Source organism: Chloroflexota bacterium (assembly GCA_016875875.1).
GTDB lineage: Bacteria > Chloroflexota > Dehalococcoidia > GIF9 > UBA5629 > 9FT-COMBO-48-23.
This window is the reverse complement of record VGOP01000001.1, coordinates 265,230-279,695: the sequence shown is the minus strand read 5'-3', so window position 1 is coordinate 279,695 and position 14,466 is coordinate 265,230. Positions and strand designations below refer to the sequence as shown.

The 14,466-nt window shown below is 51.2% G+C and carries 10 protein-coding genes; 7 read left to right on the top strand and 3 right to left on the bottom strand.

The window, feature by feature from the left end; translation table 11 throughout:
• From FJ023_01375 to FJ023_01355, 5 genes are all read left to right on the top strand, one after another.
• On the top strand, window positions 1-111 hold a 111-nt coding region (locus FJ023_01375; GenBank protein ID MBM4445988.1), incomplete at its 5' end, for a transposase.
• A gap of 312 nt (window positions 112-423) precedes the next feature.
• Window positions 424-2,895, top strand: a complete 2,472-nt coding sequence (locus FJ023_01370) for a hypothetical protein (protein MBM4445987.1) — start codon at window positions 424-426, stop codon at window positions 2,893-2,895.
• Window positions 2,896-3,933 (top strand): glycyl-radical enzyme activating protein, encoded by a 1,038-nt coding sequence (locus FJ023_01365; protein MBM4445986.1) that lies wholly within the window; start codon window positions 2,896-2,898, stop codon window positions 3,931-3,933.
• Window positions 3,934-4,069: 136 nt separating this feature from the next.
• Window positions 4,070-5,161: a pyridoxal-phosphate dependent enzyme gene (locus FJ023_01360; protein ID MBM4445985.1), complete on the top strand. Its 1,092-nt coding sequence runs from the start codon at window positions 4,070-4,072 to the stop codon at window positions 5,159-5,161.
• Between the two features lie 10 nt (window positions 5,162-5,171).
• The gene (locus FJ023_01355) at window positions 5,172-6,533 is read left to right on the top strand and encodes an amino acid permease (GenBank protein MBM4445984.1); all 1,362 of its coding nucleotides are present in this window, start codon (window positions 5,172-5,174) and stop codon (window positions 6,531-6,533) included.
• Between the two features lie 115 nt (window positions 6,534-6,648).
• Here FJ023_01355 and FJ023_01350 read toward each other — a convergent pair whose 3' ends face one another.
• The 3 genes from FJ023_01350 to FJ023_01340 all read right to left on the bottom strand — a co-directional run bounded on the left by FJ023_01350 (window position 6,649) and on the right by FJ023_01340 (window position 10,238).
• On the bottom strand, window positions 6,649-7,365 hold the full coding sequence (locus FJ023_01350) for a hypothetical protein (protein ID MBM4445983.1): 717 nt from the start codon (window positions 7,363-7,365) through the stop codon (window positions 6,649-6,651).
• A gap of 208 nt (window positions 7,366-7,573) precedes the next feature.
• The gene (locus tag FJ023_01345) at window positions 7,574-8,923 is read right to left on the bottom strand and encodes an FAD-dependent oxidoreductase (protein ID MBM4445982.1); all 1,350 of its coding nucleotides are present in this window, start codon (window positions 8,921-8,923) and stop codon (window positions 7,574-7,576) included.
• A gap of 221 nt (window positions 8,924-9,144) precedes the next feature.
• A protein-coding gene (locus FJ023_01340; protein ID MBM4445981.1) for an IS3 family transposase occupies window positions 9,145-10,238 on the bottom strand; the annotation gives its coding sequence in 2 pieces (ribosomal slippage) (window positions 9,145-9,992 and window positions 9,992-10,238; 1,095 coding nt in all).
• 203 nt (window positions 10,239-10,441) lie between these two features.
• Between FJ023_01340 and FJ023_01335 the strand changes: the two genes are divergently transcribed.
• On the top strand, window positions 10,442-11,440 hold the full coding sequence (locus FJ023_01335; protein MBM4445980.1) for an ABC transporter substrate-binding protein: 999 nt from the start codon (window positions 10,442-10,444) through the stop codon (window positions 11,438-11,440).
• The gene (locus FJ023_01330; GenBank protein MBM4445979.1) at window positions 11,437-14,061 is read left to right on the top strand and encodes a response regulator; all 2,625 of its coding nucleotides are present in this window, start codon (window positions 11,437-11,439) and stop codon (window positions 14,059-14,061) included. Before FJ023_01335 ends, FJ023_01330 begins: the two co-directional genes overlap by 4 nt.
• Window positions 14,062-14,466 lie beyond the last annotated feature (405 nt).

Sequence of the window (14,466 nt, the reverse complement as noted above, 5' to 3'; positions counted from 1 at the left end):
GCCTGGAGAATAGACTATAATGAAAACAGGCCGCATAGTTCGTTGAAATACTTAAGCCCCATGGAGTATGCTAAATACGACCAGAAAACTCTAATTCATAGTTTCCTATAAAATGGGGTAGGGTCAACTTGCCAAATCCAGAGTGCGTGTTGACTGTCATAACCCGCTGATCCAAAAACTCACGCTTAGCGAGTCCTGCTGAGAACTCAGGCCTTTAACTTCATTGAATTCAAACTGAGTTAGATTCTTCGGTCGCTACGCTCCCTCGAAATAGCAGCTAATCACTGGTAAACATTCTCCCAACAATATGTTTGCCCCAGCTTGCTTCTTAGATGTACAATAATGTGCAATGCAAACAACAGCTACAATGTTACGGAATAACAAGTTAACAGCAGTGCGGTTGAAGTCAAAAGGAGGGGAAAGATGAGAATGGAAACATCCAGGCAACAGCAGGTTTTTGCCACCCAGAAGACTGCAGGTGCTGCCGGCTCATTTTTTGAGCCATCCGAGCGCATATCAAGTATCAAGGCCGATCTTTTTGCTACGCCTTATTCTATCTGCCTGGAACGTCCTGGCTTGCTGGAGGAGTTCTGGCGTTCTCCTGATGGCCGCAAGGCTAAGACTGAACATCCATTGGTGCAGCGCGCCCTTGCCTTGTCCTATATCTTCTCGCACCGTAAGCCCCACATCTATAGCGGAGAACTCATCATTGGCAACATGACCTCAAAGCGCATTGCCGCAAACTATTATCCGGAGGGCGGGTCGGTCAATATTCTGTTGGACATCTTTCGTCTCGAGCGGCGGCGGATACCGCTCAAGCTCACGACTCGCGAGAAGTGGCACTTGCTGGGCATTGGGCTCCGCAACATTCAAAGGAGTGTGGCAGGGCGGACTCTACTCAGGTTTGGCCGTTTTTCACACTTCCTCGACTTCTTTCTGGCCAAGCGCTACTTCATAACTGAAGAGGCAGGTATTGCCCACCAGGTTGGCGGCTATTGGAATGTGGTTCACCATGGCCTCCGTCGTGCCGACGAGATGGCGGCCCAGTGTTTAGAAGCTGGAACCACTGCAGATGGTACCCCTCTTACCCCAGATCAGCGTGCCTTCTACCGATCCGTCCGAATCACCATCGATGGTATTCGGCAGATGGCTGCGAACCTATCGGATGAGGCTGAGTGGCTCGCTGGTGCTCCGGGGACCACGGTGGAGCGTCGGGTGGAACTCCAGGAGTTGGCAAGCGCCTGTCGTAAAGTGCCCTACGAACCAGCGAGAAACTTCCAAGAAGGGCTTCAGTCATGCTGGCTTGTCCATTTGGCACTGAATCTTGAGGACTTCGAGCAAGGCTTATCCTTTGGGCGTCTCGACCAAATCCTTTACCCACTTTACCTCCGCGACATTAAGAGAGGGCATCTCACCCCTGAGCGAGCTGTGGAGCTTTTGGCCAGCTTCGAACTAAAAACTTGCGAGACAATGCCCATCTATTGCGAGCGAGTAGACCAATTTTTCAGCGGGAACGGGGTTTCTCAAGGTATTACCATGGGAGGGACAGACGCTGAAGGTAACGACGTGACGAACGAGCTCTCTGGTCTAATCCTCGAAGCCTACGCACAAATTTGCACGCGCGAACCAGCTTTGCACGTCAGAGTGCACAAAGGAACTCCTACCTGGTTCCTTGAAAAAGCCTCTCAAGTGGTCCAGCTAGGTTGCGGCAAGCCGTCCTTCTTCGGCGATTCATCCGTGGTTCAGGCTCTGCAGGAAGCCGGCATGACGAGGGCCCATGCGCGAGATTATGCGGTAATCGGTTGTGTCGAGATGGCCAGCCAAGGTCGGACATACAACTCCTCCGACGCTGCCCTTTTCAATCTTCCTCTTTGCCTGGAATTAGCCCTTAACCAAGGCCGGCGCTTTATGAGTTGGGGCTTTAAGGGCAGCAGGTTAGGCGCTGCCACCCCACCAGTCACCGACATGCGCACCTTCGAGGATGTAGTAAAGGCATTCCGGGCCCAAGTATGCAATGCAGTAGATGAAATGGCCAAAGTAATCGGGTGGCTGGAGGATGGCTACCGCGTCTGGCGGCCCACCCCTGTGAACTCCATAATTACTGATGGTTGCCTCGAGCGCGGCCGAGATGTAACTTGGGGAGGAGCCGTTTACGATCTCACTTCAATCCAGATTGTCGGCCTTGCGGATGTGGGCGATTCACTTTACGCCCTCAAGAAGATTGTTTTTGACGACCGCCGTATTACCCTCCGGGAGTTTGTCCGAATCCTCAAGGCCAACTTTCGGGGATACGAGGCCTTCCAAAGTGAACTGGCCAATCGCTTGCCCCGTTATGGCAACGGCGATGCCGAAGTTGACCGCATGACCCAGATTGCTGCTGACGTCTTCTCAGAGGCAGTCAGCACCCACGTTAATGCCCGTGGAGGCCGATATGTGACAGGAATTTATTCTATGACCTGCTATATAGGCTTCGGCCACATTACTGGCGCTCTGGCTAATGGGCGACCAGCCGGTCGGCCACTATCGAACGGTCTCTCGCCCGTTAATGGAGCAGACCGCCGCGGCCCCACAGCCATGCTGCGCTCAGCGGCTTCGCTCGACAGCCGCAAGTGGGCTAACTGCTGTGCCCTCAATCTCAAGTTCGACAAAAAGGTTGTCCAAGGGACAGCCGGTTGGCGGGCCATCTCAAGCATCCTCGACGCCTATTTCAACCAGGGCGGTATGCAGCTTCAGATAAATGTATTAGATGCTGATATGCTTCGGGCGGCCAAGGACGATCCTGCTGCTTACCCGGGAATCGTCGTTCGCGTGGCAGGTTACTGCGCCTACTTCAACGATCTCCAACCGGCCGTCCAAGACGAAATCATCGAAAGGACGGCGCATGGAATCGGATAGGTGGGCAGACAACAGGATCCGTTGATTTTCTCAGTCCAGCACTTCTGCTTGCATGACGGCCCTGGGATACGGAGTTTGGTCTTTTTCAAGGGTTGTCCGCTCCGCTGTGATTGGTGTCAAAACCCGGAGTCATGGAGCGCAAAACAGGAACTGGGCTTTAAGGCACATCTCTGTATCGACTGCCGGACCTGTGTAAGCGTTTGTCCTGAAAAAGCCATGCGCGCTTCCGGTCATAGAGATCATAAACTCTGTCGCTTGTGCTTTACCTGTGCAAGCCGGTGTCCATCCGGAGCTCTCGTGTGCTTTGGGATCTCCCGCTCTGTTGGATCGATAATGGAGGAACTCCGCCCGGAATACCCTTTTTACAGGGCCTCTAAAGGGGGTGTCACTTTTACGGGCGGAGAACCGACTATGTTTGCTGGCTTTGTTTTCGAACTTGCCCGTAGTTTAAGCCAGGAGGGCATACACTTGGTTCTGGAAACCTGTGGGCACTTCAACCTGGAAGGGGATTTGCAACCAAGTAGGCCATCCAATGATGTGCAACGTTGTGGCACCGACGGGCTGCGGGGACTGGTGTGGGACCTCTTATCAGAAATCGACCTTGTTCTTTTCGATGTGAAGGTTTTCGATGATGCAAAGCATCGAACTCTTTGCGGGACAGGGAACAGTGTCATTAAGCGAAATATCCACGCCCTTGCAAACTTGGCCAACCATGATGAGGGGCCTGCTGTCTGGCCGCGCCTGCCGATTGTTCCGGGGCTAACCGATACCGTGGAAAACCTCCACGAATGGGCCCATTTTCTTTTGGAGAGCGGTTTATCTTATCTAACTCTTGTTCCCTACCACAACCTGGGCGAGTCAAAACGGGCATGGCTCGGTATCAAGCCCGGCCCAGAGATAAGGACACCGGTTAACGAAGCATTGGAAGCGGCCCGGGAGATTCTGGCCAGGAATGGAATCACTTGTTATGCCCCCGGAGAGGAGGACTGGTCAACAATAAAAAGATGGCGGCACCGCAAAAATCAAATTGCAGGCTAATTTACAACCTATTTTGCCTTCCGCAAAAGATGCTACAAGGCCGCTTTTTACGTTTTGCAGGCTATTTTGGGGGTTGCAATGTCGCTTGCACTCCTCACAATGACACCTTAATTTGCAGGCTCATTGAGGTAATGCTATGGAATGCGTGCTGTTTGAGAAATATGCGGGCTTAAAGAACAACATCGCGTGGAAGAGTTTGGGAAATTTCCCCACGCCGGTAAGAAGGCTGGAGAAATTGGGGAGGGAAATTGGCTACGAAAATATCTGGATAAAGGAAGATAACAAGTCATCGGAATACTATGGCGGGAATAAGGTGCGAAAACTGGAGTTCACACTTCCTGATGCCCTTCGTAAGAAAAAGAAGACTATTATGACATATGGCGGAATAGGCACCAACCACGGTCTGGCCACCGTTATACACGGCAGTCGCCTGGGGCTGAATACTCTTCTGTTGCTGGTGGAGCAGCCGGTTACGGCTCATATTCAAGAAAACCTTCTTCTTGACCGACATTTCGGGGCAGAACTTTGTTATGCCCAAAATACTACCAGAGCGGCATTAAGGACAATTTGGTACTTTTTGTCAAAAATGGGAAATGTCTATTATCTTCCTCCCGGTGGTTCTTCCGTGCTTGGCAGTCTGGGCTTCGTTGCCGCCGCTTTTGAATTGAAAAGGCAAATTGATGCCGGAGAGATCCCGGAGCCGAAATACATCTTTGTTGCTTTAGGCTCTAAGGGAACCATGGCTGGGCTTCTGGTTGGAACTAGATTAGCTGGGCTGAGTTCGAAAGTGATTGGTGTGCGGGTTGCTTACTTATGGCTGGCAAATGAGAAAGCAACAGCGAAGCTGGCCAATAACGTAATCCATTTGATGGGGAGGTACGATAAGTCGGTGCCCGCGATTAAGTTCAGTGAAGAAGACGTGCAAGTATTACATGATTGTTGTGGCGGAGGTTATGGTGTGCCCACCGCTGAAGGTAGGGAAGCGATTGAGATCCTAGAAAGAGCGGAAAACATGGAGTTAGACCTGACTTATACAGGTAAGACTTTTGCTGCCCTTCTTAATTTCGTGAAGACTAACAAGGAGCTTAACAATGCCCCGATCCTTTACTGGCACACTTATAATTCAGTTGACCTCACCACGATCATAAAACAAGATCATGATTACAGGAAGCTACCAAAGGCATTCCACCAGTTTTTCAAAACGAATTTTATACCTTCTATAGAATAGAGGTGATGCCATGAAGAAATCCAAAGATGCAACCGAGTTAGGTCTCAAAAGGACATTGGGTTTACTGGACACGGTGTCTATCGAGGTGGGTGCCATAATCGGCGCCGGCATTTTTGCCTTAACTGGCATAGCCATCGGGATATGTGGCGCAGCAGTTCCCATAGCCTTCCTCATAGCGGCTTTACCTATGATACTTGCGGTGCTGCCGCTCGGTATGTTGGGTTCGGCGCTGCCCACGGTTGGCGGCAGCTTCAGATATCCGAGCCGGATATTCTCTCCATTTTGGGGGTTTCTAGGGGTGTGGGGGGTCATGATGGGAATACTCGTGGGCGGGCTGCCGCTATATGCCTATACCTTTGCCGATTACCTCATAACACTTTTTCCATCCCTATCCAGAGTCGGTATAGCCGTGGCTGCCTTAACCTTTTTCTCCCTGGTAAATCTGGTTGGTATAAAAGCGGCTGGCAATGTGCAGGTTGTCATGTTTGTGATATTGATAGCCGCTTTGCTTACGTATATTGTGGGTGGGATACCTAATATCGAGGTTTCAAATTTGACACCTATGTTTCATAGAGAAATTGCAAGTGTAGCCATCGCCTCAGCCTTGCTTTTCTTTGCTTACATGGGGGCGAACTTTATTATAGATTTGGGTGCCGAGATAAAAGATGCCGGCAGGACCATACCCCGCTCGTTTGCCATATCGATCCCGGTAGTTGTTGTTCTGTACACGCTGATCGGACTGGTTGACGTGGGCGTAGTTCCCTGTGCAGTCAGTGCTAATCAACCTTTATCTGTATCGGCGGGCAAATTTCTTCTCGGGCCACTGGCCACATTCTTTACTGTCGGTGGTGGGCTATTGGCTATGGCAACTACGTTAAATGCGACATTTATGTTCGGTGCCAGGTATATCTTGGTCTTTGCTGACGATGAAATAGTTCCAAAACCCTTAGCCGCGGTGAGCAAAAAGTTCGGCACACCTTATTGGGGCTTGCTCTTCATGTACCTTGTCTCTTTGGCTGCCCTGCCCATGGGAACGAGTTCTCTTAAAATCTTCGGTATAACTGCGTCCATCGGTTCCATCGTATTGCTCATTCCGATACTTATCGCTGCCTTTTTGTTGCCCCGTAGGATGCCAGATGTTTATGAGAAGGCACCTTTTAAGCTAAAGGGATTCTGGCTTTGGTTACTGCCGGGCTTAGCCATATTGTTTGGCGCCTTTTTCATAGCTGCGCTCGGGATGGAAAGCCCAATTGGTTTCGCCCTTTTCATCGGCTGGATGATTGTGGGTGTCATTTATTACGTTGTGAGGGATCGCTATCTGAAGACGAAGAGAGGGATAGACCTGAAGGACATAGCCAAGAAGAGTATCTAGTCCGGGGCATATACAGCATTGATGGAGTCAGGTCACGGCTGTCACAAGATGAGTTTTCGTGCAATCATCAATTGATCAGCCAAACAGAGCATGCTTCTGACCTTACAAAATGACTTTACGTTGGTCGATCTCGCTCTGTCCGTGCTTTTTTGTCCTTCCACAGAGTCTCACCCTTAATGAACCAGGAAATCCCGAAAGCCCATATCATAAACGATTCCAGCCAGAACACGGGCTTGATGGCAGATATAGTAGTATTCTTCCAGAGCAGGTAGTACAGTCCCGTTAACACTATGCATGCCAGCATGACCAAGCCGCAGGCTACATAGATTCTGTTCCGTATCTTCTTTTCGGATTGCTCCGGGTCTCTGGACTTAATAACACCAAAGCGAAAGCTGGTTAGAGTACCCCGTAACCCCTTCGGTGATTCCACCGTCTTCGTGAAGAGAAACAATGAGAAAAATGACAACACCAAAAACAGGCCAACCGCGGATGAGAAGTGCATGATTCTCTCCCAACTCACGCCACTGTTAGGGAAGAATGCCACACCCAATGCAAACAGACATGCTAGATATCCCGCTACATCATCCACGGTCTCATAGCCTTTATAGGTACACAGGAACCAGGCAATTACGAATAGAATGCCTACCAAAGCATCTCGCGTTCTCATGCTATAGTAATCGCTGATGGAATCCTGGAGCTCGAAAGACCACCCGGACAAAGCAAATCCCCACATCATCAACACAACAGGCAGTGCAACACCGAGAATACCCATGATCCGACGAAGCCTCAAATGGGATACCAGCGAAAGTTCTTCTATGCTCTTTTGTTTCATTTTGTGCTTCACCTCCTCGTAACAGATGCCGGTCCAACCTGTGTATCAAATAAATAGCTATTATGCCCGATGATAACACGGGAGCCTAACTATAACAAGGCTCTCAGGCGCTGACTTTTTGTTTGGTGTTAGCGAACTGAACAAAACCGAGATTTGTTAACAAGAGGGAGTGATTGTTAGCTTTCCACTGCACAGAAGCCAGAAGTGGTCAGGATTTATCGGCACCCAAACCCTTACGCTCGAGCCAGGCATCTTCAGCGTGGAGATAGCCCAGGATGGCCTGGCTAACCACGTAGCGGATGGGTTCAGGTGGCCAGGGAAAGATGTGCCGGTTCACGGGGAAGCATTCGGTCCACTTGGTCTTCTTCTCCAGCAGCAAATCGGCTAAAACCTCCCCATTCAGATGTGCCAAGGAGACACCGTGTCCCATGCAGCCCAGACTGTATACGGCGCGCTTATCACCAAGATAACCCAGCGCCGGCACCATATCCATAGGCACGGATACAGGCCCGCCCCAGCGGTCAGTTATCTTGATGTCTTTGAGAGTGGGGAATAACTCGACAATATCCTGTTCCAGTGCGGTAAAGATGCGCTCGTCGTAGTCATTTTCCATGTTGCCGCCATAGGTTATGTTGATATCTCTGCCGCCCATAAGCAGGCGGTTGTCCGGAGTCAGCCGATAGTAGTGCACTAAGTTACGGTAGTCCTCCACGCCCTCACGCTTTTTCCAGCCGATTGGCTTCAAGCGCTCCGGCCTGAGTGGCTCGGTTAGCACGATGTAGGTCCACACCGGCACTTGTTTGTGGCGCAGTAGTGGAATCTGGAGTGAGTAGGCATTGGTAGCTAGGGCAAGCTTATCGGCAGTTACACTGCCGTTGGGTGTCTTTACCTTAAAGACATTGGCTTCACGATTGATCTCGTCCACCGGCGTGCGCTCATAAACCTGCGCACCGAACTTAGTAGCTACGCGTTTCATCTCGCGCGCCAGTTTGGCTGGGTTGACCAGTGCGCAGCGCGGCTCCCACCAGGCACCGAGGTATAACTCCGAGTTCACCCGTGCCCTTGCGGCATCAGCCTCAAGCCAGTCAATGCCTTCCAGTCCCAACGACTTCGCCAGTTCCACTTCGCCCCTGATGCGCTTTACGTAGGCTGGTGTGGTAGCCATGCGTAAGAAGCCAGTACGCTCGTAGTCGCAATCCAATTTGTGTTCGGCCACTAGCTCACCTATTATGTCAACTGCGCGCTCCATGTAGTGGTGTGATTGGCTGGTTTTCTCCGCGCCAAAAAACGCCTTGGTAATAGACATCATCAGGCCAAATGTGGTCATGGCAAAGCCAGCATTGCGGCCGGAAGCACCGTAGCCCACCACTTCGCTTTCCAGCACGGCTACATTCAGCGAAGGTTCGGCCTTCTTCAGGAAGAACGCTGTGGCAATGCCGCAAAAACCGCCCCCTATGACGACCACGTCGCACTTTAAATTGCCTGCTAGAGGCGCGCTTTCCTGGTAGTCTCCCGAATGTGCCAGCCAAAAGCTTTTCGTTCTATAGTCTTCAGCCATGCTCCACCCCCTGTGTAAATAATCGCGTGTCGGTGCCGTGCTTTTTTCTGGCAAACGAGTGGGCTCATTGTATTCACGGACTTAGCTATTGTCAAGGTCTATCAAATGACGGATTGAATGACCTGCCCCCCGAAAACTGAGCCAGACAAAATGCGAGTTTTGTGGGATGATTGGAGATGCCCCCTTTTCTGTACCACCGATAATGCGAGTTTTGTGGTTTTTCAACTAACTGCTGCTCCAGACAGCGCAAACTCTCTTGGAGGTAGGTTACCCAGGGCGCCATGTGGCCTTTCTCTATTATAGTACAAACGCCACTCCTCGACTTTTTCCCGTGCGTCTTCCAAAGATAAAAACCAGTTTTCGTTCAGACATTCCTGCCGGAACCGGCCGTTAAATGATTCAATGAAAGCATTATCTGTGGGCTTCCCTGGACGGATGAAGTCTAGCTCCACACCGTTCAAATATGCCCACTGATCCAGCCGCTTCGAGGTAAATTCCGGACCGTTGTCTACTCTTATGGTTTTGGGTAAGCTTCTTTCCCTGGCTATATTCATCAATACCTCCACAACACGTTGACCACCTATGCTCCTGTCTACCTCTATCGCCAGACTCTCACGGGTAAAGTTATCCACTAACGTTAACAGCCTGATTCTCTGGCCGTTAAACAGCTCATCACTCATGAAGTCCATAGACCAGCTCTCACCTGCACTTTGAGCCGCAGGGATTTCCTCTCGCCTGCATGCAGTAACATGCCTCCTGGGTCTCTTGGCACGCATTATAAGACCTTCCTGCTTATAGAGCCTATAAACCCGCTTGTGATTGACCTCCCAACCTTCTCTTTCAAGGAGCACATGTATTCTCCTGTAGCCATAACTTACCCTCGCCTGCGCCAGATCACGAATTCTTACCCTCAGGGCAGCCTGCTCATCTGCCATACTCCTGTAGTAGTATGTAGATCTCTGAAACACCAACACACTACATGCTCTTCGCTTGCTTGCGCTGTAGCAGACCCGCAATGTCTCAACCTGTTCCCGCAGTTGAGCAGGCTTCAGGGCTTTTTTCGCAACACATCCTGAAGCATCTGCTTATCAAGGCTCAAGTCTGCTACTAGCTGTTTCAGCTTTCTGTTCTCCTCCTCCAGGACTCTCAATCTCCTCACTTCTGCCACACCCATGCCGACATATTTCTTCTTCCACCGGTAGAAGGTCTGTTCGCTGATGCCCATCTTCCTGCAAATATCAGGAACAGCTGTCCCTGACTCTGCTTGCCTCAGGGCGAAGGCAATTTGCTCCGCGGTGTACCGGGACTTCTTCATGGGATGCTCCTCCTTTATGATTGTTAATCATCCCACAAAACTCGCATTTTGTCTGGCTCAGTTTTCGGGGGGCAGGTCAATCTCCAAATGCTTGCTGGATTAACTTAAGAAGTGGTATAACTATTGGGGGGCAGGTCACCTTCATCAAATACTTGATGAAATCCAGCTAATGACTATCGACTGCCGACTAAGAAGGGGGTAAAGTGAAAAGCATAGTAGGCATATTGTTCACATTAATTCTGGAAATTTCCCTTTTGGTGGGGTGTATGCCGAAGCAGGTCAAGGTGCCGTCTGACGAGGTGACACTTCAGCTTAAGTGGGTGCATCAGGCGCAGTTCGCTGGCTTCTATGTAGCCCAGGAGAAGGGCTACTACGCCGAGGAGAACATCAATGTCACCTTCCTGAAAGGCGAGGCAGGCAGTAATAATATAGAGCCATTAGTCTCCGGGCAGGCAGATTTCCTGGTTGAAGCCCCCGAGGTAGTTCTTGCATACAGCAGTCCACACAAACCAATAGCCATAGCGACAATATACAGGCGCAGCCCGATTGTGTTTATCGCCCTGGCAGATTCAGGTATCCGTAAACCATCCGATTTTTTAGGACAGTCAATGGCTGTAACAGCTGGTAGTCTTGACGCCGAAGTGCAACTCAAAGCGATGATGGAAAAACTGGACTTGGATGTAAATGAAATCAAGATGATGCCTTATGCCTATGACTATTCATCTTTTTTGAATCGGGAAGTAAAGATAACCTGCGGTTACTCAACAGGTGCCGTCATACGTTTGCGCCAGAAAGGTTACCAGGTAAATCTTATCTGGCCTAGTGACTATGGTATCGACATGTATTCTGACACTATATTTACTACTGAACGATTGATTGCAGAAAATCCCGAGCTGGTTACCCGCTTCCTGCGCGCCTCCCTCAAAGGATGGCAGGAGGCGGTGGGTAATCCTCAGATGGCTGTAGAGATGACACTAAAATATGCTAAAGAACCTGAACTTGAACTCCAGAGCAAGATGATGGAAGCTCAACTGCCGCTGGTGCACACCGGCGAGGACCAGATAGGCTGGATGAAAGCCGAGCGGTGGGAAGGCATGTACCAGATATTGCTGGAGGAAGGGATCATTACCGCTCCCTTTGATGTGAACCAGGCATATACCATGCGGTTCCTGGAAGAAATCTACGGAGTTAAAGCCAGGTGAAGCTTACACCCAGGCTGACTATCCTTTTCCTACTGCTTGCTATTGTGCCCATGGTCATCGTGGGCTACCTGGCCTACGAAAACGGGCGGCGGACAATAGAGCAGCAGACCATAAGTCACCTTATCTCCACCAACATACTCAGAGAAGCCGAGCTTGAAAGATGGGTGCATGGCAACGAGCAAAGTATAGAGGAGCTGGCTCAACGCCCCCTAGTCAGTGAGTACGCCGCAGTGCTGGTATCATGTGACACATCTGACCCCGCATATGGCCAGGCCCAGAAAAGCACCATCGAGGACCATCTGAAACCTCGGTTGCAATATGGGGGGTTTTTCGAGCTGTTCATAATATGTCCCCGTGATGGGCTGGTACTGGCTTCTACGAACGAGAGGCAAGAGGGCACGTACAAAAAAAGTGAACCTTATTATATCGGGGGCAAGACCCGCACCTATGTCCAAGATACCTACTATTCCACCACGCTGGAGCAGTCGGTTATGGTCATCGGCACACCCGTCAAGGACAGGCAGGGCAACCTGATTGCCGTCCTCGCCGGCCAAGTTAACCTGGTCGAGCTGTCCAAGATTATGGAGCAGCGCAGCGGCCTGAGCCAGACCGAGGACACCTACCTGGTAAATAAGTTCAACTTCTTCATCACCGAGCCACGGTTTGGCAAGGGCTATTCCTTGAAGAAAGCAGTCCACACCCAAGGCGTGGAAGCTGCCTTGACGGGCAAAGATGGCGTGGGCTTCTACAAAGACTACCGCGACGTGCCCGTCATCGGCGCTTACACATGGCTGCCATCTTTTAACGTCTGCATCATCACAGAGATAGACCAGGCTGAGGCTTTTGCGCCAATCATCCGGCTGGGATGGGTGGTGGCTGGCAGCATCTTTGCCGCCGCCCTGGCCGCGGCCTTGCTGGCCTTCCTCTTTGCCCGCACCATCACCAGACCGTTACACCTACTGGTCAAAGGCGCTGAGGAGATCGGTGACGGCAACCTGGAGTACAGGGTGGGCACGGCCTCAAAGGACGAAACCGGCGAGCTGTCGCGTGCCTTTGACCGCATGACCGCACAGCTTAATGAGACAATGGTCTCCAGAGACGAACTAGCTGAGAGCGAAGAGCGTTTCCGTCTCGCTGCCGCCAGCGCCAGCGACCTCATCTGGGATTGGGACATGACCAGCGGAAGGCTAGACTGGCACGGCAGAATCGATAAAATACTGGGCTACGGGCAAGCTGAATTCCCCCGCACCCGAGATGCCTGGGAGAAGGCCATCCACCCCGACGACATCGACCGCGTCAATGCCACGCGGGACGGCCACCTTAAGAAAGGCACGCCCTATGCCGAAGAGTACCGAATCAAGCGCAAGGACGGCGCCTACCTTTACTGGACAGACCAGGGTACTGCCCTGCGAGATGAGAACGGCCAGCCCTACAGGATGATCGGCGCCTGTAGTGACATCACCGAGCGCAAGAAGGCTGAAGAGTTGAGGAGACAACTGGAGCTAAAGGCTCAGGTGACAAGCCGTCTGGCTTCTGTGGGCGAGATGGCAGCCGGTGTTGCCCACGAGATAAATAACCCTCTCACCGCAGTCGTCGGCTATGCCCAGTTGCTTATGGACCGAGAGGACGTCCCGCCGGGCATCAGGAGCGATTTGGAAGCTATCAATGACGGCGCTCGACGCGTGGCCGGCATCATCCAGAGGCTGCTTGCCTTCTCTCGCCAGACTGAGCCGCAGCAAAAGCTGGTGGATATCAACGAGCTTATAGAGAGTACACTCGTCCTGCGAGCTTATCACCTGAGGGTCAACAACATTGAAGTTGTTACACGGCTGACTACTGATGTGCTCGAAACTGTGGCTGACCCGGGTCAGATCCAGCAGGTGCTGCTCAACTTAATCGTCAACGCCGAGATGGAAATGAAGCTGGCTCACGGCAAGGGCAAGATCACCATAACTACGGAGAAGAGCCATAACACCATAAAGATATGCTGCCAGGACGATGGCCCGGGAATAAGGCCAGCGGTCATGGATAGGATATTCGACCCCTTTTTCACCACCAGAGAGGTAGGTCAGGGTACAGGGCTGGGCTTGAGCCTGTGCTATGGCATAGTAACCGAACATAAGGGAAAGATATACGTCGAAAGCAAGCCGGGCAATGGTGCTACCTTTATCGTTGAACTACCTGTAGTCACCGAAGCCGTACTGCCAAAGCCGCCCAAGCCAGATGTTAAAAAATCTCAGAAGGCGGGCAAAGTCAGGATACTGGTGGTGGATGATGAACAAGTGATAAGGGACGTTGTCAATCGGGTGCTAACTGGTGAAGGGTACAAGGTAGAGACTGTAGATAATGCTGCTGATGCTCTGAAGAAAATTGAGAGCCAGAAATACAAGCTCATCCTGGTGGATATCAAGATGCCAGGCATAAGTGGCGTGGACTTCTACAAGCGTATTCAAAAGATAGACAAATCGTTAGCCCGGAGAGTGGTCTTCATCACCGGCGGTATTATGGGTGCCGATACTGAAAAGTTCCTCTCCGAGACTAAAGTTGCCCATATTGACAAGCCTTTTAATCCTGAGCAGTTGAGCGGAGAGGTGAAGCGCGCTTTGACCGGAGGTCAGTAGTAAGTTGCATCCCGCTGCACAGTAGCCCGTTTTGTGACATTGGAGCCAAGCATAGGTTCAGGGGGCTGCTATGACACGACATTACGCCATGGCTCTCCTGAGAGCTGCACAGCAACAGATGCTTTGCACTCCAAGTACATGGGGTGTTGGAATTATCAGCCAATCATGCTACTTTATAGGCCGAGGGGGTACTCGAATCGTCTTGCCAACCCGGGTAATTTGAGCACCTGGCTAGGTGAAAAGAGGGCTGTGCCGGAAGGGAAATCCGTATCTGGGATGCGGTGAAATTGCACGAAAATTAACAACTGGCTTTTAATCAGGGTGTCACAGGTTCGAATCCTGTACGGCCCACCACTCCGATAAAATCAAGAACTTTCAGAGTATCCTTGCCTTGATTTAGCAGTG